Genomic DNA, 19027 nt, shown 5'->3' on the forward strand with positions numbered 1-19027 from the left:
TTTGTTAAATAAAAGATACCAAATGAAGAAGTCAATTTTAACTATAGCATGCTTATTATTAATTGCTAAAATAAATGCCCAAACTACTGTAATTGCAGATTCTAACGATTCTAGGGTGATAACAACAGGGATGCCATTTTTGCTTATAGCAGCAGATGCACGTGCAGCAGGAATGGGGGATATGGGTGTTGCAACATCTGTAGATACGTATTCTCAACAATGGAATTCGTCTAAATACGCATTTGCTACAGATGCACAAGGAGTAGGTGTAAGTTATACGCCATATTTAAGTCAGTTAGTGAATGATATTTTCTTAGGAAACTTAACCTATTATAATAAATTAAATGAGAGAAGTGCCTTTTCTGCAAGTTTAAGATATTTCTCTTTAGGTGAAATTGAATTCGTTGAAACAGAAGAGTCTATTCCTTATATTGAAAAACCTTATGAATTATCTGTTGATGCAGCTTATGCATTAAAATTAAGCGAGCAATTTTCCATGTCTGTTGGGATGAGATATATTCGTTCCGATTTGAGATTAACTAACTATGATGCAGATGCAGAAGCAGCAAGTACCTTTGGTGTAGACATTTCAGGATATTACCAAAGTGAAGAAGAAGCATATGATAGCTTTAACGGTAGAACGCGTTTAGGCTTTGCCATTCAAAATATTGGTCCAAGATTTAAATACTCAGAAGCTGGCGTAGAAAACTTTCAACCAACAACCTTACGTTTAGGGGGAGGTTTCGATTTTATATTAGACGATTACAATAAAGTTTCCGTAACAGGAGAGGTTACTAAATTATTAGTGCCAACGCCTCCAGTAACAGGAAAAGAATATAACTATGTAGATGATAATGGAAATGGGCAATATGACGATGGAGAAGAAACAACGGAAACAAATCCTGGAACTTCTGTTATTATTGATGGTAAAGATCCAGATGTAAGCTTTATTTCTGGTATGTTTCAATCTTTTGGAGATGCTCCAGGAGGTTTTAGTGAAGAGATTAAAGAATTTACATATGCCATTGGTGCAGAATATTCTTATCAAGACTCCTTTGCTTTTAGAGCAGGATATTTTAACGAGGCTGAAGAAAAAGGAGCAAGAAAGTATTTTGCTCTAGGTGCAGGGTTTAAATTTAGTTCCGTAACTGTAGATTTATCGTATTTATTCGGTGCATCTAAAGTGCCAAGTCCTTTAGAAAATACATTGCGTTTTTCTCTAGCTTTTAATCTTGGCGCAGATACGTATACAGAATATTAATATTAATTATAGAAATACCATTAAAACTATTGCCAAAAGCAATAGTTTTTTTGTCTAATAACAAATGAGTTTTAAAAGGATTGATAATAAACTTGATTTATATTTCTCTTTAAATAAATTAGAAATTGAAGAAATGTAGGCAGCATAGCTTTATTTTAAAATATAATTTAAAGGAAGTAGAAGCCATTTTAATCGATTATTTTAAAATTCTTTTGGTATAATACAGTTTCATATCTTTAAACCATATAAATAGCAAGACTAAAAGCGTAATCCTAGTAGAAAAGATTATTTGGTATTGTCTTTATATATTAAAAAGAATAAAAATAGACAGATGAAAGAAATAAAAATAGAATCTACCCTAACTGTTTTTGATGATTTTAATGAATTACCAAAAAACATTGCTTCGTTAATGGAGCAAGCAATGGAAGCTAGATTAAATGCTTATGCACCTTATTCTCAATTTCTTGTTGGTGCTGCAATAGCATTAGAAAATGGAGAGGTAGTAACAGGAAGTAATCAAGAAAATGCATCGTATCCATCTGGATTATGTGCCGAGCGTACCGCTATTTATTACGCAGGAGCAAAATATCCTGGCGTTGCCATGAAAACAATGGCAATAGTAGCAGGGTCTTTAAAAAATAAAACTACAGAGCCAATTCCACCTTGTGGAGCATGCAGACAAGCCATTGCAGAATACGAAGTAAAACAAGAGGATTCCATAGAACTTTATTTTATGGGAGAAACAGGAAAAGTAGTAAAATCTAATTCCCTTGCTAATTTGTTACCTTTAGTATTTGATAAATCGGTTCTATAGACCTTTCGAAATCGATTTCGAAAAACTTTACGATTTTCAGCCTTTTTTATTCCTAACTAAAGTATTACTTTTGTTAGTGCAACTTATTTTTGAAAATTTATTTTTATAAATATTTCAATATAGGAAAGCAGCAAATGCCAATTCAATTTTGGTAAAAAAAACAATTTTTATAATTTCTTTAAAGTAGCACTACCAATGCAAAAAATCACCAAAGAAGTATACCTTAAATGGTATGAAGATATGTTATTCTGGCGAAAGTTTGAAGACAAACTAGCAGCAGTATACATTCAACAAAAAGTAAGAGGTTTTCTTCACCTTTATAATGGTCAAGAAGCAGTATTAGCAGGAGCTTTACATGCAATGGATCTTTCTAAAGATAAAATGATTACTGCATATAGAAATCACGTGCAACCTATTGGAATGGGTGTAGACCCAAAACGCATAATGGCAGAGCTTTATGGTAAAGCAACAGGGACTTCTCAAGGTCTTGGTGGATCCATGCATATCTTTTCTAAAGAAAAAGGTTTTTATGGTGGTCATGGTATTGTTGGTGGTCAAATACCTTTAGGAGCAGGAATGGCTTTTGGAGATAAATACCACGAAACTGGCGCTGTAACTATTTGTTGTTTTGGTGATGGAGCTGCTAGACAAGGTTCTTTACACGAAACATTTAACATGGCAATGCTATGGAAATTACCAGTAGTTTTTGTTTGTGAAAACAATGGGTACGCTATGGGGACTTCTGTAGAACGTACAGCTAACCATACCGATATCTGGAAACTAGGATTAGGTTATGAAATGCCTTGCGGACCAGTAGATGGTATGAACCCAATAAAAGTTGCCGAAGCTTTTGACGAAGCCCTAGAACGTGCTCGTCGTGGTGACGGACCAACATTTTTAGAATTAAAAACATATCGTTATAGAGGACACTCTATGAGTGATGCACAACATTACAGAACAAAAGACGAAGTAGAAGAATACAAAAAAATAGATCCTATTACGCAAGTAAAAGAAGTTATTTTAGAAAAAGAGTACGCTACAGAAGACGACATTGCAGCTATTGCTAAGCGAGTAAAAACATTAGTAAATGAATGTGAGAAATTTGCAGAAGAATCTCCATATCCAGACAAAAGCGTAATGTACGATGTCGTTTACGAACAAGAAGATTATCCATTTATACAACATAAATTATAAGCTATGGCAGAAATAATAAATATGCCTCGACTGAGTGACACGATGGAAGAAGGTACCGTTGCAACGTGGCTTAAAAAAGTAGGAGATAAAATTGAAGAAGGAGATATTCTAGCTGAAATTGAAACGGACAAAGCTACTATGGAGTTTGAGTCTTTTCACGAAGGTGTTTTATTGTACATTGGAGTTCAAGAAGGCGAAACTACTAAAGTAGACGAGCTTTTAGCAATTATTGGTGAAGAAGGAGAAGATATTTCTGGAATAATTTCAGGTGCAAAAACCGAAGAGAAAGTAGAAGAAGAACCTGCAACAGAAACAAAAACAGAATCGGCAACAGATGTTGCAATTCCTGAAGGTGTAACAGTAGTTACTATGCCAAGATTAAGTGACACGATGGAAGAAGGTACTGTTGCTACTTGGTTGAAAAAAGTTGGTGATGTTGTTGAAGAAGGAGATATTCTTGCCGAAATTGAAACAGACAAAGCAACCATGGAGTTTGAGTCTTTTCAATCAGGAACTTTATTATATATAGGTTTAAACGAAGGAGATTCTGCTAAAGTAGATTCACTTTTAGCTATAATTGGCCCTAAAGGAACCGATGTTTCTGAAATTGCCAAAAACTTTAATGCACCAGGTACTTCAGATAAAAAAGAAGAAGCGCCTAAACCTTCGGAAACTAAAAAAGAAGCTCCTAAAAAGGAAGCATCGAAACCAATTCAGACTTCAAACGCTAATTTAAATGCTAATGGACGCGTATTCGTTTCTCCGCTAGCCAAGAAAATGGCAGATGAAAAAGGAATAAACTTATCACAAGTACAAGGCTCTGGGGAAAAGGGAAGAATTGTAAAACGCGATATAGAAAACTTTACACCTGCAGCAGCTACTACTTCGGTTGGTAAATTTGTACCAACAGGACAAGAAGATTTTGATACTATACCAAATTCAAACATGCGTAAAGCAATTGCTAAAAACTTGGCGAAGTCTAAGTTTACAGCGCCACATTACTATTTAAATGTGGAGTTTGATATGGAAAATGCAATGGCATTTAGAAAGCAATACAATTCTATTCCAGATACAAAAATATCGTATAACGATATGATTGTTAAAGCATGTGCTTTAGCATTAAAACAGCATCCGCAAGTAAACTCACAGTGGTTTGATGATAGAATGCAATTAAATAACCATGTACATATTGGTGTTGCAGTTGCTGTACCAGATGGTTTATTAGTTCCTGTCGTAAAATTTGCTAATGAGCAAAGCTTAACACAAATTGGTGCAGCCGTAAGAGAATATGCTGGTAAAGCAAGAAATAAAAAACTGGCTTTAGATGAAATGGAAGGAAGTACTTTTACAATTTCTAACTTAGGAATGTTTGGTATAGAAAGTTTTACATCTATTATTAATCAACCTAATTCTGCAATTCTTTCTGTTGGAAATATTGTTGAAAAACCAGTAGTTAAAGAAGGACAAATAGTTGTTGGTAATACCATGAAATTAACACTTGCTTGTGACCATAGAACAGTAGATGGAGCAACTGGTGCACAGTTTTTACAAACTTTAAAAGAGTATATTGAAAATCCTGTAACGATGTTAGTTTAAAACATAGTTTGCATTTCATAACATGTGATTCTGAGTACAATCGAAGAATCTCAATAAAACAAAAGCCTAATTCATTTATTTGAGTTAGGTTTTTTATCTTTAAACTCTAAATATTGTTAACTAAACGAAATACCCATTTTCAAGGGAATAACTATGAGAAAAATACTAGCATTACTAATTTTAGTTTCCATTTTAAGTTGTGGATCTTCAAAAGTAGTTACCAATACAGAATCTACTTCAGAAAGTGCAATGCTATCCCATAATGTAAAACCTATAGAAGCATCCATTTCTTTGGAGTCCATTCAAAAAAGTATGGAGTATTTGGCTTCCGATGAACTAGAAGGAAGAGCAACAGGAAGTGTTGGTATTGAAAAAGCTGCTTTGTTTATAGAAACGTTCTTAAAAGATAATAATATCAAACCTTACTTTGAAACTTATAGAGATGATTTTGAAATCGTAAAAAAAGAAAGTAAAGATGGCGTAACCAATAATGAAACTATAAAAGGATTTAATATTGTTGGAGTAGTTGAAGGTAATGACCCAAAATTAAAAAACGAATATATTATTTTAGGTGGCCATTATGACCATATTGGTTTTGCTAAAGAAGTAGATGGAGATATTATTGCTAACGGAGCAAATGACGATGCATCAGGAACCATAGCGGCAATGGAACTTGCTGCTTATTTTGCTAAAACAAAAACTAATAAACGCAGTATTTTAGTGACACTTTATTCTGCGGAAGAAATGGGGTTAAAAGGTTCTGCGCATTTAGCAAAAAGACTTAAGGAAGCGGGATTAAATGCCTATACCATGATTAATTTTGAAATGATTGGCGTTCCAAGAACAGCAGATAATGTGATGGCATATATGAGTGGCTTTGAACGCTCTAATTTTGCCGAAACTTTAAATCGATATGCGGGTGAAGAAATCATTGGGTTTTTCCCGAAAGCTAAGGAGTTTAATTTATTTATGAGATCGGATAATTTTCCATTTTATAATGAATTGAATATTCCTGCACATGCTATTTCAACATTCGATTTTACAAACTTTGAATATTATCATCATGTAGATGATGAGGCTAGCGAAATGGATTATGAGCACATGTCTAGTTTTATGAATAAAATGATTCCTGCACTAAAAGGAATGATGAATGCACCAACTAAAGAAGTTAAACTGAAAGATGAGTAAAAACATAATAATTACAGGAACAAGTAGAGGGATTGGGTTCGAATTAGTACACCTTTTTGCAAATGAAGGACATAATGTATTGGCGTTATCGCGAAATGCACAACCCGTAAATAATTTACATTTTGAAAATATTACTTCCATGTCTTTTGATTTAGGAAAAACGGAAGACTATAAAAAAGTAGCGGCATTTATTGAAACCGAATGGAAGCAAGTAGATGTTTTGATTAATAATGCCGGAACCTTATTAAATCAGCCTTTTGCCGAAACGACAATGGAAGATTTTGAAAACGTTTATAGAACCAACGTTTTTGGTGTTGCAGAAATGACTAGAACTGTTTTACCATTTATGAAACAAGAAAGTCATGTGGTAACTATTAGTTCTATGGGAGGCGTTCAAGGGAGTATGAAATTTCCTGGACTTGCAGCATATAGCTCTAGTAAAGGAGCAGTGATTACCTTAACAGAACTGCTTGCCGAAGAATATAAAGAAACAGGTCCGCAATTTAATGTATTGGCTTTAGGGGCTGTTCAAACCGAAATGTTAAAAGAAGCTTTTCCAGATTATCAAGCACCAACAACAGCTGCACAAATGGCAGCATATATTCACGACTTTGCGCTTACAGGCAATAAATTATATAATGGAAAAATGCTACAGGTTTCCAATTCTACACCTTAATTTATAGGGGCAAGGAAAAGATATTACAGATAATTTATTTATTCTATGATTTCGTAGTCAATACTTAGTTTACGTAAAGATCGTAAAGCCGAACCAGAGTTTTTATCGTGTACCTCAATATCTACAGCATCACCTTCTAGAAGTATGTCTGTTAGTTCATTTGCTAAAGATTCACTTATGCTAGAAGAAACTTCTGCTATACATTTGGCTATCGCTCTTTTATCTGGTCGCTGTGCATCACAAGACAATAAGTTTAATTTCATAATTATAATTTATTAAGATAAAACCAGAGTTGGCGTTAGACTTTTGTTGAACTGATAAAATAAAATGTGAAAATTTATTTTAGTTACTTATATCAGAAGTTAAACGAAGTTAGCTGATTTTTGTTAGAAAGCCAAGCTTTATTCTTACTGCAAACTACGTAAACCTTCATAAACAACAATGCTTACTGCATTTGCTAAGTTTAAACTTCTTACATGTTCACTGTATAAAGGAATTTTAAATAACTTGTCTTTATTGTTTTCTGTAATAGCTTTAGGTAATCCAGCAGACTCTTTTCCAAAGACTAAAAACATATTATCTTGAAATGCAATATCCCAATGGTTCTGTATTCCGTGACTAGATAAAAATACCATTTCCGCATCTTTATTTTTAGAAAGAAAATCTTCTATATTATCGTAGTAATGTAAGTTGAGGTGTTGCCAATAATCTAATCCGGCACGTTTTAAACGCGCATCTGTGATTTCGAAACCAAAAGGCTTTACTAAGTGTAAATTGGATCCAGAAGCTAATGCTAATCGACCAATATTTCCGGTATTGTTTGGTATTTCTGGTTCTATGAGTACGATGTTAAGCGGCATTTTTTGAAAGAAGTTTTAAAATAATTAATCGAATAAGCAATATAAAAGGGAAGCCGTGTAAAATCACATCAAACCAATCCATAAGCTGCATACCTTCAGCTCCTCCAATAATCCATTTTAATTTCCCAAGGATATGTGGTTCTGGTACAAAAGGAGCTAAACCTAATGTTAAACAAAGTACAGCTATTACTTTCCAATCGTTTAGTAATTTCATAATTTTCTTATTTAAGAGACATTCTCATTTCTACCATATTTTTAATGAAACCACTTTTTTCATAGGCTCTAATTGCTGGTGCATTATCGTGATATACGTCTAATCTCGCTTCATAAACGCCATTGGTTTTTGCCCAAGTTTTTAAAGCTTCTGTAATGGTTTGAATGACACCTTGACCTCTATAATTTGGATGTACATACATAAAGCCTAAATACACATGTTGTTCGTGTGTGTGATATGGTTTAGAATCCATGATTTTTGCATATCCCGAGCCAATAACAACATTGTTATGCGCTGCGACATGTACTTCTACTGTTTTCGAAAGGATTAATTCTTTCAGATCATAATAGCTAATCGGATCTGGTTTTAATGTAACATCAAAAGGTCGTTCTGCTAAAACAATACCTTGCTCAAATTCTAATAGCGTAGGTAAATCTTCTAATGTAGCCGATCTATAGGTAATGTTGTCCATTGGATTTTCTATTTGTTTAGTATGTTTTTCACAAAACTATCAATTTCATTAACTCCTTTATTAGTGAGGTGTTTTATAAATGCAGAACCAATAATCGCACCTTTTGCATGCGAAGTTGCTTGTGTAAAGGTTTCATTATTTGAAATTCCAAAACCAATAATTTGCGGATTATTAAGTTTCATATCTGCAATACGTTTAAAGTAACTCGTTTGTTCTTCTCCAAAACCAGAGCTGCTTCCTGTTACACTTGCACTACTTACCATATAAATAAAACCATTGGAAATAGAATCTATAAAGTTAATACGTTCTACAGAAGTTTGTGGTGTTATTAAAAACACATTTATTAATCCGTATTTTTCAAAAATAGCTTTGTAGTCGTCGTTATATACATCGACCGGTAAATCCGGAATTATTAATCCGTCGATACCAACTTCTTGACATTTTTTACAGAAAGCCTCTACACCATATTGCAACATTGGGTTGAAGTATCCCATAATAATTAACGGAATAGAAACGGTTTTACGGATATCTTTTAACTGATTAAAAAGTACTTCGGTAGTCATGCCGTTTTTTAAAGCTTGTGTAGAACTCGCTTGAATAGTTGGTCCGTCTGCTAAAGGATCACTAAATGGTAATCCTATTTCTACCATGTCTACACCACTTTTTTCTAAGTTTTGTAGGATAGTTGCTGTATCTTCTAAACTAGGATAACCTGCTGTGAAGTATATAGAAAGTAATTTCTTGTCTTCTTGTAATTTCTGATTGATTCTGTTCATTGAATGATATTTTTTTTCATTTCCGCGAAGGCGGAAATCTTTTAAATATTTGTTTATACTAAATCGGATAAGTCGTTCCAATCTGGATTCATATCATTTATCAAATTTTCTTTCCATTCCCGATTCCATTTCTTTATTTGTCTTTCTCTTTTAATAGAATTGTTTACATATTTAGTAGTTTCAAAATAGACAAGTTTATCTACGTTGTATCTTCCTGTAAAAGTTTTTAAACTATTGTTTTTATGCTGATTCAGTCTTATCTTTAATTGCTTAGATCGACCAACATATAAAACCGTATGGTTTTTATTAGTTAATATGTATACGTAATGTAAATCCATTTATAATTAATGAGATTTCCGCCTTCGCGGAAATGAAAAACTAAAACTTAAAATAATCGATGTAATTCTGTAAATCCTTATCTCCACGACCAGATAAACTCAGCACCACAATATCTTCTGGTTGAAACTTTTTCTGCTCGAAAACAGCAAGTGCGTGCGAGCTTTCAATAGCAGGAATGATACCTTCTAACTTACATAATTGCAATCCGGCCTTCATCGCTTGATCGTCTGTAATCGCAATAAATTCTGCGCGACCAGTTTTATATAAATGGGCATGCATTGGTCCGACACCAGGATAATCTAATCCTGCTGAAATGGAATATGGCTCTGTTATTTGTCCGTCGTTGGTTTGCATCAACAAGGTCTTACTACCATGTATAACACCTTCCTTTCCTAATACCGAAGTTGCAGCACTTTCGCCAGAATCTACACCTAAACCGGCAGCTTCTACAGCTATTAGTTTGACGTCTGTGTCTTGTAAAAAGTGATAATATGCACCAGCGGCATTACTTCCGCCACCAACACAAGCGACTACATAATCGGGTTGTGTTTTGCCTTCGTGTTCTTGTAATTGCCATTTAATTTCCTCGGAAACTACAGATTGAAAACGAGCTACCATGTCTGGATATGGATGCGGACCAACAACACTTCCAATAATATAATGTGTGTCTACCGGATTGTTAATCCAATCGCGAATAGCTTCGTTAGTTGCATCTTTAAGGGTTCTACTTCCTGATAATGCAGGAATAACCGTTGCGCCTAACATTTTCATTCTAGCAACGTTTGGTGCTTGTCTTGCAATGTCAATTTCTCCCATATACACAATACACTCTAAGCCCATTAATGCACAAACTGTTGCTGTGGCAACACCATGTTGTCCTGCTCCGGTTTCGGCAATAATACGATGCTTGCCCAAACGTTGTGCCATTAGAATTTGCCCGATGGTATTGTTGATTTTATGCGCTCCGGTATGGTTTAAATCTTCGCGCTTTAGATACACTTTCGTGTTGTATTTCTCAGAAAGACGTTTTGCAAAATAGAGCGGAGAAGGTCTACCAACATAATCTTTTAAAAGTTGGTCAAACTCTTTTATAAAGTCGGGTTCTGCCATCACTTTTAAATAGTTTTGACGTAACTCTTCTACATTAGGATACAGCATTTCTGGAATGTATGCACCACCAAATTCGCCGTAGTATCCTTTTTCGTTAATATTATAATTCATGGTTTTTCAATATTCTATTCCTAACGGATATAGTTGTTAATAGCCAATTGGTGTTTAAATTCTTTTAGTTTACTAAGATCTTTTACACCTGGTAATTTTTCAAATTTGCTGTTTAAATCGAGAGTACAACATAAATCGGATTCTGGACGCTTTAAGAATAATAGTAAAGGTTCTATTTCTTCAGGCCCAATTCCGCCACTCAAGAAGTATGGTTTTTTAGAAGGGTATTTTTTAAATACATTCCAGTTAAACGGATATCCATTTCCTCCTGGTTCTTTGCCTTTGGTATCGAAAAGGAAATATTTACAAACATCTTCATAAGGTTCTAAAACGCTAAAATCGAATTGATTCTTTACCGAAAATACTTTTATAACGAATACATCATATTCCTTTAACTGTTCGCAAAATTCTGGAGATTCATCGCCGTGTAATTGTACACCTTGTAAATCATATTGTTCAATTTTTTCTACAATATAGTTGAGCGATGCATTTACAAAAACTCCAATTTTCTCAATGCTTTCTGGTAATTCAGGAATTTCGGTATTTAGGTATCGAGGTGATTTTTCATAAAATATAAAACCTAGATAGTCTGGTTGTATTTCTGCAACATCTAAAATGTTGTTTTCGGATTTCATTCCGCATATTTTTAGTTTCATTTTATTCTCGCGAAAGCGGGAATCTCACCACGCTTCTTAATTAATTTGATTATTACTTTTTTTAATATATTTTTTGTCTTGGACAAATGGTATCATTTCTTGATACATTTTGGCTTCTTGATACAATTCCGATAAAAACCTAAATCACTCGAAGAGACATTACTTTAATTCTTCAATAAATTGTTTTGCGCTTTCGCCAGCGTTTTCTGTTTTCATAAAGTTTTCTCCAATTAAGAATCCTTTATAGCCATAAGGTTGTAACTCTTTGATGGCTGCTACAGAGCTAATTCCGCTTTCAGATACTTTTACAAAATCGTTAGGTATTAATGCACTTAGTTTTTTACTAGTTTCTAAGCTGACTTCAAACGTTTTTAAATTTCTATTATTAACACCTAACATATCTAGGCTAGGCATAATAGATTTGTGTAATTCCTCTTCATTGTGAACCTCTAAAAGCACGTCTAAAGATACGCTTTTTGCAAATTCTGAAAACTGCTTAATTTCTTCTCTGGTGAGAATGGCTGCTATTAATAAAATTACATCTGCGCCATACGCTTTAGCTTCCAGAATTTGATAGGTGTCTATGATGAATTCTTTACGAAGCAAAGGTAAATTACAACTTGCTCTTGCGGTAAGTAAATCGTCTAAAGAACCTCCAAAGTATTTACCATCGGTTAAAACAGACATGCCGCAAACTCCTGCATCTTCATATCCTTGTGCAACATCAAAAACGTTTAAATCGTGATTGATGACTTGTTTGGATGGCGAACGACGCTTGTGTTCTGCTATAATTCCGGTAGTGCTATTTCTTAAGTTTTTTGCTAAGGAAATGGTTTGTCTTTCAAACAAAATAGATTGCTCTAATTGTTTGGTAGGAATTAGTTGCTTGCGAAGGTTAACTTCGATGCGTTTATCTTTTACTATTTTGGTTAATATATCCATATTTTTTTCCCATAAAAATGGGAATTTATTTTATTATACTGTATTTCGTCAGTTCGAGTGATTTCGATTTTTTTTATCGAAATTGTATCGAGAACATATTATCTTCTCGATACAATTTGTTCGTACCTCTCAAATTACTCGAAGTGACATTTAAACTTACCTATTTACTCAATGCAACCAATGCATCCAAACTCGCTTTTGCTTTTCCGCTTAGTAGTGATTCTTTTGCTAGTTCAAATCCGGTTTGATGATCTATTTGTTTTACCGTCGCAATTGCTAATCCAGCATTGGCGCAAACCACATTATTTTGTGCTTCGGTTCCTTTTCCTTTTATAACATTTAAAAATATTTTTGCAGAAGACTTTACGGTATCGCCACCAAAAATATCACTTTGACTAATTTGTATTACGTTTAAGTCTTTTGGCGTTAACATGCTTTCTGAGGTTTTGGAAATAATTTTAGTATTCCCAGTTAATGAAATCTCATCATAGCCATCTAATGCATGTACAATGTTATAATTGGTGTCTGTTTCCTGATATAAATAGCCGTAAATACGTTGTAATTCTAAATTGAAAACACCAACTAATTGGTTTTTAGGAAACGAAGGATTTACCATTGGTCCTAACATATTAAAAAAGGTTTTCACGCCTAGTTCTTTACGGATTGGTGCCACATTTTTCATGGCAGGATGGAATAATGGTGCATGTAAAACACATATTCCTGCTGTTTCAATAGAATGTTTTAAAAAATCTTCTTGGTTTGAGAATTTTATACCTAAAGCTTCCATTACGTTTGAAGATCCTGAAGCCGAAGATACACCGTAATTACCATGTTTAGCAACATGTACGCCAGCTCCAGCAGTTACAAAGGATGCTAGTGTAGAAATGTTGAAGGTGTTTTTTCCGTCTCCACCAGTTCCGCATAAATCAATGGCATTATAATCGGATAAGTTTACAGGAATACACAACTCAAGTAATGCATCTCTAAATCCTTTTAATTCTTCGGTGGTAATGCTTCGCATCATGTACACCGTTAAGAAAGATGCAATCTGACTTTGGTTATAATCGCCTTTTGATATATTTACTAAAACCTGTTTCGCCTCTTCTGTAGAGATGTTTTCGTGGTTTATTAGTCTGTTTAATATTTGTTTCATTGATAAATTTTTATTTATCATTTCCGCGAAAGCGGAAATCTTTTAAATGGATCTTTTGTTATTTTTTTTTCGTCCGTTCGAGTGATTTCAGTTTTTCATTGCAATGGTATAGAGAACTAATAAAGCTTCTCGATACTATTTTTTCATGCTTCAAAAATCACTCGAAGTGACACCTTATCTTCCTTTTTATATTCAAGATTCATTGGAGTAAGTACTGCTTACTGCAACTGCATACTGAACACTAGTTTTTAACCCAATTCTCTAATATCTGTTTTCCGTTAGGTGTTAAAACCGATTCTGGATGGTATTGTACACCGCGAACATCATAAAATTTATGACGTAGCGACATTATTTGTCCGTTTTCATCTAAAGAAGTCGCTTCTAATTCTTCAGGTAAATTAGGATCTACAACCCAAGAATGGTATCTACCAACGGGGAATGTTTTTTCTAATCCTTCAAATAAAGATTCGTCATCCACGGTTACTTTTATATTGGTAGCAACGCCGTGGTACACTTCTTCTAGGTTAATTATTTTTCCTCCAAAAACTTCTCCAATAGCTTGTTGTCCTAAACAAACACCTAAAATGCTTTTTGTTGGTGCGTATGTTTTTATGATCTGTTTTAATAAACCTGCTTCCTCTGGAACTCCTGGACCTGGAGAAAGTACAATTTTATCAAAAGCATCTACTTCCTCTAAAGTCAGTTTGTCGTTTCTTTTTACGGTTACTTCACAATTTAAATCTTCTAAATAGTGCACTAAATTGTAGGTGAAGCTGTCGTAGTTGTCTATTACTAATACTTTTGTTTTCATCGGTCAATTTTTTCTGCTATTTCTATAGCTTTTGTTAATGCACCTAATTTGTTATATACTTCTTGTAATTCGTTTTCTGGACTGGATTTGGAAACAATTCCGGCACCAGCTTGCCAATGTAATTGATGGTCTTTACTTAAAAAGGTTCGAATCATAATGGCATGATTAAAGTTACCTTCAAAATCCATAAAACCAATAGCTCCTCCATAAAAAGAACGACTCGTTTTTTCGTATTTTTCAATAAGTTGCATGGCTTTATGTTTTGGTGCGCCGCTTAAAGTTCCTGCAGGAAACGTATCTGCAACCACTTGCATGGTAGAAACATTTTTGTGTTTTTCGCCAATCACCTTACTAACTAAATGAATGACATGGGAGAAAAATTGAACCTCTCTGTAGGTTTCTACTTTTACTTGGCTTCCGTTTCTGCTTAAATCGTTTCTAGCTAAATCCACTAGCATCACGTGTTCTGCATTTTCTTTATCGTCAACGGCAAGTTGTTTTGCTAATTCTGCATCTTTTTCATCATTTCCAGTACGTTTAAAAGTACCAGCAATTGGATGAATTTCTGCTTTACCATTAGAAACTATTAATTGCGCTTCTGGCGAGCTTCCGAAAATCTTGAAATCGCCATAATCGAAATAAAATAAGTAAGGAGAAGGGTTTACGTTTCGTAAAGCACGATATACATTAAATTCATCCCCTTTAAAATCTTGTGAGAATTTTTTAGAAAGCACTAGTTGAAATACATCGCCTCGTGCACAGTGTTTTTTTGCTAATTCTACATGCGATTTATATTCTTCATCACTAAGATTAGAATGAATATCTCCATTTTTTGAAAATTTATACGATGCAAAATTCTTCGCTTTTATAAGCTGCAGTATTTCGTCTATATTATTTTCTGTATCATGACAATGCGCAAAAATATAAGCTTCGTTTTTAAAGTGATTAATTGCTATGATGTTTTGATATACAGCATAATATATTTCTGGAATTTCTATAGAATTTTCTTTTTTTGAAATTTCTACATCCTCAAAATACTTAACAGCATCATAAGCAGTATATCCAAAAATACCATTATTAATAAATTTAAATTTCTCTTCTGAGTTTACTTTAAAACGTTGTGTGAATTTGTGAATTTCTTCGGTAACAGAAACGTTTTTGGTGTAGTTTTTTTTGAAACTTCCATCCGGAAAATGTTGTTCTATCTCATCGTTTTCGACTTTAATAGACGCAATAGGATTAAAACAGATATAGGAGAAACTATTATCGTTAGCATGATAATCACTACTTTCTAACAATATACTGTTAGGATATTTATCTCTTATTTTAAGATAAATACTAACAGGAGTAATGGTATCTGCTAATATTTTTTTGTGATGTGTATAAAGACTGAATGTTTTCATTAAGGTTATAAATTAAAAAAAGGCTTGTCGTGAATGACAAGCCTTTTTTGATATTTTGGTTAAATATACGGTATAGCGTTAGTTCACGAAGATTGTTTTTCGAGAGTTCCACCACCAAGTATTATTTAAAATTGTGCTCAATTGTTATTAATTTAGGTCAAAGATATAAATCTAAATATAAACTACCAATGTTTTATAAAAAAAACTACCATTTTCATGGTAGTTTGTATCGTTACTAGTTTGTAAAGAGTAATTGTTGGCTATTAATCGAATCTCATCTAGTAACATTATTTTAGTTAGCTCTAAGTTAAAAAATATTTTCGTTACTAGCTAGTTTTAAAGCGCTAATAAATATAAAAGTCCAATTAAACTTTTGTTAAAGGCACTTGTGCTTCTTTTTGTAATGTATATTTTTATGATTATGAATTTAAGAGTTTTATTTGTCGCCTTTATTTTACTTGTAAGTTGTAAACAAGAAAATAAAACGCAGGAGGTTTCTTCTAATCTAGAAAAGCAGAATGTTAGTATAGAGAAACCAGATTTGGAAGTATATAATTTTAATGAATTGGAAAAGTTTTTGAATCTTAAAGACGATAAAACCTATGTTGTAAACTTTTGGGCAACTTGGTGCGCTCCTTGTATTAAAGAGTTACCTCATTTTGAAGAAATAAAGGAAGCTTATAAAAGTAAAAATGTAGAAGTATTATTGGTAAGTTTAGATTTTCCGAAACAATACGATAAAAAATTAATACCATTTATAGTGAAAAATAAATTAAAATCTAAAGTGGTTGCCTTAAACGACCCGGATTCTAATGCATGGATTCCTAAGGTAAGCGAAGAATGGTCTGGAGCAATACCGGCAACATTGATTTATAACCAAGATAAACGTGCGTTTTATGAACGTTCTTTTAGTTATGAGGAGTTAAAAACGGAAGTGGATAAATTCCTAAATTAGAAATTTTCACCTTTTAATTCCGCTTTAAGCGAAAACGACAATAAAAAAAAACGTTAACCTATTGGAGGAGATAGCCTTGCAATAAATAAATTTATCAAAAATAATAATTATGAAAAAGTCCATTAAAATAGTTTCTGCATTAGTGATAGTATTGCTTGTAAGTGCATTCACTTTAAATAAAACGAATTTAAATCCAGGTTACCAAGTTGGAGATATAGCAACAGACTTCTCTTTAGAAAATATAGATGGTAAAATGGTTTCTTTAGCAGATTTTAAGGAATCGAAAGGATTTATTGTGATTTTTACATGCAATACTTGTCCGTATGCAGTTGCCTACGAAGATAGAGTAGAAGCATTAAATAAAAAATATGCAGATAAAGGATATCCAGTAATTGCTATTATGCCTAATAATCCAGATGTAAAACCTGGAGATAGATTAGAGGCTATGCAAGCAAGAGCAAAAGCAAAAGGGTTTACGTTTCCTTATTTAATGGATAGCGGACAAAAAATATATCCGCAATACGGAGCAACAAAAACACCACACGTTTATATTCTTCAAAAAACGAAGAAAGGAAACGAAGTAAAGTATATTGGAGCAATAGATGATAATTATCAAGACGAAGCTGCTGTAAACAAAAAGTATGTGGAGAATGCAGTGGATGCTTTATTAAGCGGAAAAGAAATTAAAGAAAAGCAAACAAGAGCAATTGGATGTTCTATTAAAGTGTAAAATACACTTAAAATGAAGAAAAAAAATCTGAAGTAGTAATACTTCGGATTTTTTTTCGTCTACTAAATAAAGAAATCTTAATTTTGTAAAAAAATAAAAAATGGCAGATTTAACACAACAAGAATGGCAAGAAGCATTACAGCAAGATGAAAATGCAGTAATATTAGATGTTAGAACAGAAGAAGAAACAGACGAAGGTATTATACCAAATGCAATAGTAATAGACATTTATCAGCCGCAAGAATTCATGAGTAAAGTAGAGGCCTTAGATAAAACTAAGACCTTTTACGTATATTGTAGATCGGGAGGAAGAAGTGCACAAGCTTGTGCAATCATGAATCAACTTGGTATAGAAAAGGCACACAATCTACTTGGTGGATTTAATGAATGGACGGGAGACGTAACTAAATAAAAATAAGAACCAATGAAACATTTATCCATACTATTAATTACAGTACTAACTTTAAGTGTTTTTAGCTGTAAAGAAACAGATAAAACGAATATTGAAGTGGTATCTACCCAAGAGATGCAGGCACTTTTAAAAATGGATAAAATACAGTTGGTAGATGTAAGAACTCCAAAGGAATTTAAAAGTGGTTATATAGAAACAGCTCAGAATATAGATTTCTTTTCTCCTACTTTTGATGCAGATATTTTAAAGCTAGATAAAGATAAACCAGTATTATTATATTGTAAGTCTGGAGGAAGAAGTGCTAAATGTGCTGAAAAACTACAACTAGCAGGATTTACTAAAATCTACGATTTAGAAGGCGGCATATCCCGATGGAAACATGAAGGGTTGGCTGTTAAGTAATGAGCTGTCCAGAAATAGTTTGGCCGATTTAATAAATTATAATAGAAAACCAGAGAAATTAACTTCTCTGGTTTTTTTATGTTTTCAAATTGGATGATTTTTTGTGTTCTAGTTTATATTTAAATTTTAAATCAACCTCTTATTCCTAAAAGCAATTCCAGAACCCGTTTTTAACTAGCGTTCAAAATCGTAAGCTTTTTGTTTGTCTATAAATTGAGATAAATGAACTAACTCAACAGGAAGTTTGTCTTTTGTATAATGTACTTCTTTATTCTTATGTGCTTTTAATCTATTCTTGATGTTCGTAATAAAACCCGTATAATAGGTTTCATTATTACATTTTAAAATATAAACAGCATAAGGTAATTCCATATCTCTAAATTAAGGAAAGTATTCTGCTTCGATTCTTTAATTTTGAAACTTTATCAAAAAGATGGACGAGTCCACCGAAGCCCTAAAGATTTAATATCCAATAAGAATTAAACATAAAAAAGCCCTACTTCGCTTCAAAAAAAAATGAAGCTTCGTAGGGCGAAGGTGGAGTCGGAGAGAATAACTTTGTTGTTCTCTAGTGACTTAAAAGGTGCAATTACAACTGCCTGTCTTTACAAGACAGAGGATTAAAAACAAAGAAATCCGTTCAAGCAAACTTGACGGATTTCTTTTGTTTTCATTCACAACGCAGTTGTGAGTGTTGTGGAAGTCGAGCGACAGAGTTCGAACTTTTTAAATGAAGATATTAATGCAATTATTAATTAACCTATGACCTGTTTAGTATGGGTTTGAATCCTATTTGGGTCACTAGAACGCTGTTAACCCTATTAAATACTAGTATTTAAAGGGGTTTTAGGGTCTTAACCTTGAAATCAAAAATTAACAATAAGTTGTTTATAACTAATGAGTTGAAGGTTTGAACTTTTATGTTATTTTGATAACTCGATTTAACACTTAG

Annotated in this window: 23 protein-coding genes; 10 read left to right on the forward strand and 13 right to left on the reverse strand. The window is 33.2% G+C overall.

Features of this window, described 5'->3' with window-relative positions; translation table 11 throughout:
* Nucleotides 1–22 precede the first annotated feature (22 nt).
* From porV to FG167_RS09630, 6 genes are all read left to right on the forward strand, one after another.
* The gene (gene porV / locus FG167_RS09605) at nucleotides 23–1261 is read left to right on the forward strand and encodes a type IX secretion system outer membrane channel protein PorV (protein ID WP_203458089.1); all 1239 of its coding nucleotides are present in this window, start codon (nucleotides 23–25) and stop codon (nucleotides 1259–1261) included.
* A gap of 331 nt (nucleotides 1262–1592) precedes the next feature.
* Nucleotides 1593–2075 (forward strand): cytidine deaminase, encoded by a 483-nt coding sequence (gene cdd / locus FG167_RS09610; RefSeq protein ID WP_203458090.1) that lies wholly within the window; start codon nucleotides 1593–1595, stop codon nucleotides 2073–2075.
* Nucleotides 2076–2270: 195 nt separating this feature from the next.
* Nucleotides 2271–3269, forward strand: coding sequence for a pyruvate dehydrogenase (acetyl-transferring) E1 component subunit alpha (pdhA, locus tag FG167_RS09615; RefSeq protein WP_203458091.1), 999 nt, complete (start codon nucleotides 2271–2273; stop codon nucleotides 3267–3269).
* Between the two features lie 3 nt (nucleotides 3270–3272).
* Nucleotides 3273–4865: a pyruvate dehydrogenase complex dihydrolipoamide acetyltransferase gene (locus FG167_RS09620; RefSeq protein ID WP_203458092.1), complete on the forward strand. Its 1593-nt coding sequence runs from the start codon at nucleotides 3273–3275 to the stop codon at nucleotides 4863–4865.
* A gap of 153 nt (nucleotides 4866–5018) precedes the next feature.
* The gene (locus FG167_RS09625) at nucleotides 5019–6053 is read left to right on the forward strand and encodes a M20/M25/M40 family metallo-hydrolase (protein ID WP_203458093.1); all 1035 of its coding nucleotides are present in this window, start codon (nucleotides 5019–5021) and stop codon (nucleotides 6051–6053) included.
* Nucleotides 6046–6729, forward strand: a complete 684-nt coding sequence (locus FG167_RS09630; protein WP_203458094.1) for an SDR family oxidoreductase — start codon at nucleotides 6046–6048, stop codon at nucleotides 6727–6729. Before FG167_RS09625 ends, FG167_RS09630 begins: the two co-directional genes overlap by 8 nt.
* 38 nt (nucleotides 6730–6767) lie before the next feature.
* On the opposite strand, the gene FG167_RS09635 is transcribed toward FG167_RS09630, so the two are convergent.
* From FG167_RS09635 to FG167_RS09690, 12 genes are all read right to left on the reverse strand, one after another.
* Nucleotides 6768–6992 (reverse strand): hypothetical protein, encoded by a 225-nt coding sequence (locus tag FG167_RS09635; protein WP_203458095.1) that lies wholly within the window; start codon nucleotides 6990–6992, stop codon nucleotides 6768–6770.
* Nucleotides 6993–7136: 144 nt separating this feature from the next.
* A complete protein-coding gene (locus FG167_RS09640) occupies nucleotides 7137–7589 on the reverse strand; it encodes a tRNA (cytidine(34)-2'-O)-methyltransferase (protein ID WP_203458096.1) in 453 nt (150 codons plus the stop codon).
* On the reverse strand, nucleotides 7579–7803 hold the full coding sequence (locus FG167_RS09645; RefSeq protein WP_203458097.1) for a hypothetical protein: 225 nt from the start codon (nucleotides 7801–7803) through the stop codon (nucleotides 7579–7581). Before FG167_RS09645 ends, FG167_RS09640 begins: the two co-directional genes overlap by 11 nt.
* A 7-nt stretch (nucleotides 7804–7810) precedes the next feature.
* Entirely contained in the window at nucleotides 7811–8275 is a 465-nt protein-coding gene (locus tag FG167_RS09650; protein ID WP_203458098.1) for a GNAT family N-acetyltransferase, read from the reverse strand.
* Between the two features lie 8 nt (nucleotides 8276–8283).
* On the reverse strand, nucleotides 8284–9051 hold the full coding sequence (trpA, locus tag FG167_RS09655; protein ID WP_203458099.1) for a tryptophan synthase subunit alpha: 768 nt from the start codon (nucleotides 9049–9051) through the stop codon (nucleotides 8284–8286).
* A gap of 53 nt (nucleotides 9052–9104) precedes the next feature.
* Nucleotides 9105–9389, reverse strand: coding sequence for a GIY-YIG nuclease family protein (locus FG167_RS09660; protein WP_203458100.1), 285 nt, complete (start codon nucleotides 9387–9389; stop codon nucleotides 9105–9107).
* Between the two features lie 40 nt (nucleotides 9390–9429).
* The gene (gene trpB / locus FG167_RS09665) at nucleotides 9430–10611 is read right to left on the reverse strand and encodes a tryptophan synthase subunit beta (RefSeq protein ID WP_203458101.1); all 1182 of its coding nucleotides are present in this window, start codon (nucleotides 10609–10611) and stop codon (nucleotides 9430–9432) included.
* Nucleotides 10612–10631: 20 nt separating this feature from the next.
* Nucleotides 10632–11267 carry a phosphoribosylanthranilate isomerase gene (locus FG167_RS09670; protein WP_055443118.1) on the reverse strand — a complete coding sequence of 212 codons (636 nt, stop codon included), beginning with the start codon at nucleotides 11265–11267 and terminating at the stop codon, nucleotides 10632–10634.
* A 159-nt stretch (nucleotides 11268–11426) separates the two neighbouring features.
* On the reverse strand, nucleotides 11427–12209 hold the full coding sequence (gene trpC, locus FG167_RS09675; RefSeq protein WP_203458102.1) for an indole-3-glycerol phosphate synthase TrpC: 783 nt from the start codon (nucleotides 12207–12209) through the stop codon (nucleotides 11427–11429).
* Nucleotides 12210–12369: 160 nt separating this feature from the next.
* Nucleotides 12370–13362, reverse strand: coding sequence for an anthranilate phosphoribosyltransferase (gene trpD, locus FG167_RS09680; protein ID WP_203458103.1), 993 nt, complete (start codon nucleotides 13360–13362; stop codon nucleotides 12370–12372).
* Nucleotides 13363–13603: 241 nt separating this feature from the next.
* A complete protein-coding gene (locus FG167_RS09685) occupies nucleotides 13604–14173 on the reverse strand; it encodes an aminodeoxychorismate/anthranilate synthase component II (RefSeq protein ID WP_203458104.1) in 570 nt (189 codons plus the stop codon).
* Nucleotides 14170–15576, reverse strand: coding sequence for an anthranilate synthase component I family protein (locus FG167_RS09690; protein WP_203458105.1), 1407 nt, complete (start codon nucleotides 15574–15576; stop codon nucleotides 14170–14172). Before FG167_RS09690 ends, FG167_RS09685 begins: the two co-directional genes overlap by 4 nt.
* A gap of 421 nt (nucleotides 15577–15997) precedes the next feature.
* Between FG167_RS09690 and FG167_RS09695 the strand changes: the two genes are divergently transcribed.
* The 4 genes from FG167_RS09695 to FG167_RS09710 all read left to right on the forward strand — a co-directional run bounded on the left by FG167_RS09695 (nucleotide 15998) and on the right by FG167_RS09710 (nucleotide 18075).
* Nucleotides 15998–16531 carry a TlpA family protein disulfide reductase gene (locus FG167_RS09695; protein WP_203458106.1) on the forward strand — a complete coding sequence of 178 codons (534 nt, stop codon included), beginning with the start codon at nucleotides 15998–16000 and terminating at the stop codon, nucleotides 16529–16531.
* A gap of 109 nt (nucleotides 16532–16640) precedes the next feature.
* Nucleotides 16641–17261 (forward strand): thioredoxin family protein, encoded by a 621-nt coding sequence (locus FG167_RS09700; protein WP_203458107.1) that lies wholly within the window; start codon nucleotides 16641–16643, stop codon nucleotides 17259–17261.
* 100 nt (nucleotides 17262–17361) lie between these two features.
* Nucleotides 17362–17673, forward strand: a complete 312-nt coding sequence (locus tag FG167_RS09705; protein WP_203458108.1) for a rhodanese-like domain-containing protein — start codon at nucleotides 17362–17364, stop codon at nucleotides 17671–17673.
* Nucleotides 17674–17685: 12 nt separating this feature from the next.
* Nucleotides 17686–18075 carry a rhodanese-like domain-containing protein gene (locus FG167_RS09710; protein ID WP_203458109.1) on the forward strand — a complete coding sequence of 130 codons (390 nt, stop codon included), beginning with the start codon at nucleotides 17686–17688 and terminating at the stop codon, nucleotides 18073–18075.
* Nucleotides 18076–18249: 174 nt separating this feature from the next.
* On the opposite strand, the gene FG167_RS09715 is transcribed toward FG167_RS09710, so the two are convergent.
* Nucleotides 18250–18447: a GIY-YIG nuclease family protein gene (locus FG167_RS09715; protein WP_203458110.1), complete on the reverse strand. Its 198-nt coding sequence runs from the start codon at nucleotides 18445–18447 to the stop codon at nucleotides 18250–18252.
* Nucleotides 18448–19027: the final 580 nt, after the last annotated feature.

It is taken from the genome of Lacinutrix sp. WUR7 (assembly GCF_016864015.1).
Taxonomy (GTDB): Bacteria; Bacteroidota; Bacteroidia; order Flavobacteriales; family Flavobacteriaceae; genus Oceanihabitans.

Bases quoted from the DNA above. Each gene is read 5' to 3' on its own strand.
- porV (WP_203458089.1), top strand. From the start codon at position 23: ATGAAGAAGTCAATTTTAACTATAGCATGCTTATTATTAATTGCTAAA.
- cdd (WP_203458090.1), top strand. From the start codon at position 1,593: ATGAAAGAAATAAAAATAGAATCTACCCTAACTGTTTTTGATGATTTT.
- pdhA (WP_203458091.1), top strand. From the start codon at position 2,271: ATGCAAAAAATCACCAAAGAAGTATACCTTAAATGGTATGAAGATATG.
- FG167_RS09620 (WP_203458092.1), top strand. From the start codon at position 3,273: ATGGCAGAAATAATAAATATGCCTCGACTGAGTGACACGATGGAAGAA.
- FG167_RS09625 (WP_203458093.1), top strand. From the start codon at position 5,019: ATGAGAAAAATACTAGCATTACTAATTTTAGTTTCCATTTTAAGTTGT.
- FG167_RS09630 (WP_203458094.1), top strand. From the start codon at position 6,046: ATGAGTAAAAACATAATAATTACAGGAACAAGTAGAGGGATTGGGTTC.
- FG167_RS09635 (WP_203458095.1), bottom strand. From the start codon at position 6,992: ATGAAATTAAACTTATTGTCTTGTGATGCACAGCGACCAGATAAAAGA.
- FG167_RS09640 (WP_203458096.1), bottom strand. From the start codon at position 7,589: ATGCCGCTTAACATCGTACTCATAGAACCAGAAATACCAAACAATACC.
- FG167_RS09645 (WP_203458097.1), bottom strand. From the start codon at position 7,803: ATGAAATTACTAAACGATTGGAAAGTAATAGCTGTACTTTGTTTAACA.
- FG167_RS09650 (WP_203458098.1), bottom strand. From the start codon at position 8,275: ATGGACAACATTACCTATAGATCGGCTACATTAGAAGATTTACCTACG.
- trpA (WP_203458099.1), bottom strand. From the start codon at position 9,051: ATGAACAGAATCAATCAGAAATTACAAGAAGACAAGAAATTACTTTCT.
- FG167_RS09660 (WP_203458100.1), bottom strand. From the start codon at position 9,389: ATGGATTTACATTACGTATACATATTAACTAATAAAAACCATACGGTT.
- trpB (WP_203458101.1), bottom strand. From the start codon at position 10,611: ATGAATTATAATATTAACGAAAAAGGATACTACGGCGAATTTGGTGGT.
- FG167_RS09670 (WP_055443118.1), bottom strand. From the start codon at position 11,267: ATGAAACTAAAAATATGCGGAATGAAATCCGAAAACAACATTTTAGAT.
- trpC (WP_203458102.1), bottom strand. From the start codon at position 12,209: ATGGATATATTAACCAAAATAGTAAAAGATAAACGCATCGAAGTTAAC.
- trpD (WP_203458103.1), bottom strand. From the start codon at position 13,362: ATGAAACAAATATTAAACAGACTAATAAACCACGAAAACATCTCTACA.
- FG167_RS09685 (WP_203458104.1), bottom strand. From the start codon at position 14,173: ATGAAAACAAAAGTATTAGTAATAGACAACTACGACAGCTTCACCTAC.
- FG167_RS09690 (WP_203458105.1), bottom strand. From the start codon at position 15,576: ATGAAAACATTCAGTCTTTATACACATCACAAAAAAATATTAGCAGAT.
- FG167_RS09695 (WP_203458106.1), top strand. From the start codon at position 15,998: ATGAATTTAAGAGTTTTATTTGTCGCCTTTATTTTACTTGTAAGTTGT.
- FG167_RS09700 (WP_203458107.1), top strand. From the start codon at position 16,641: ATGAAAAAGTCCATTAAAATAGTTTCTGCATTAGTGATAGTATTGCTT.
- FG167_RS09705 (WP_203458108.1), top strand. From the start codon at position 17,362: ATGGCAGATTTAACACAACAAGAATGGCAAGAAGCATTACAGCAAGAT.
- FG167_RS09710 (WP_203458109.1), top strand. From the start codon at position 17,686: ATGAAACATTTATCCATACTATTAATTACAGTACTAACTTTAAGTGTT.
- FG167_RS09715 (WP_203458110.1), bottom strand. From the start codon at position 18,447: ATGGAATTACCTTATGCTGTTTATATTTTAAAATGTAATAATGAAACC.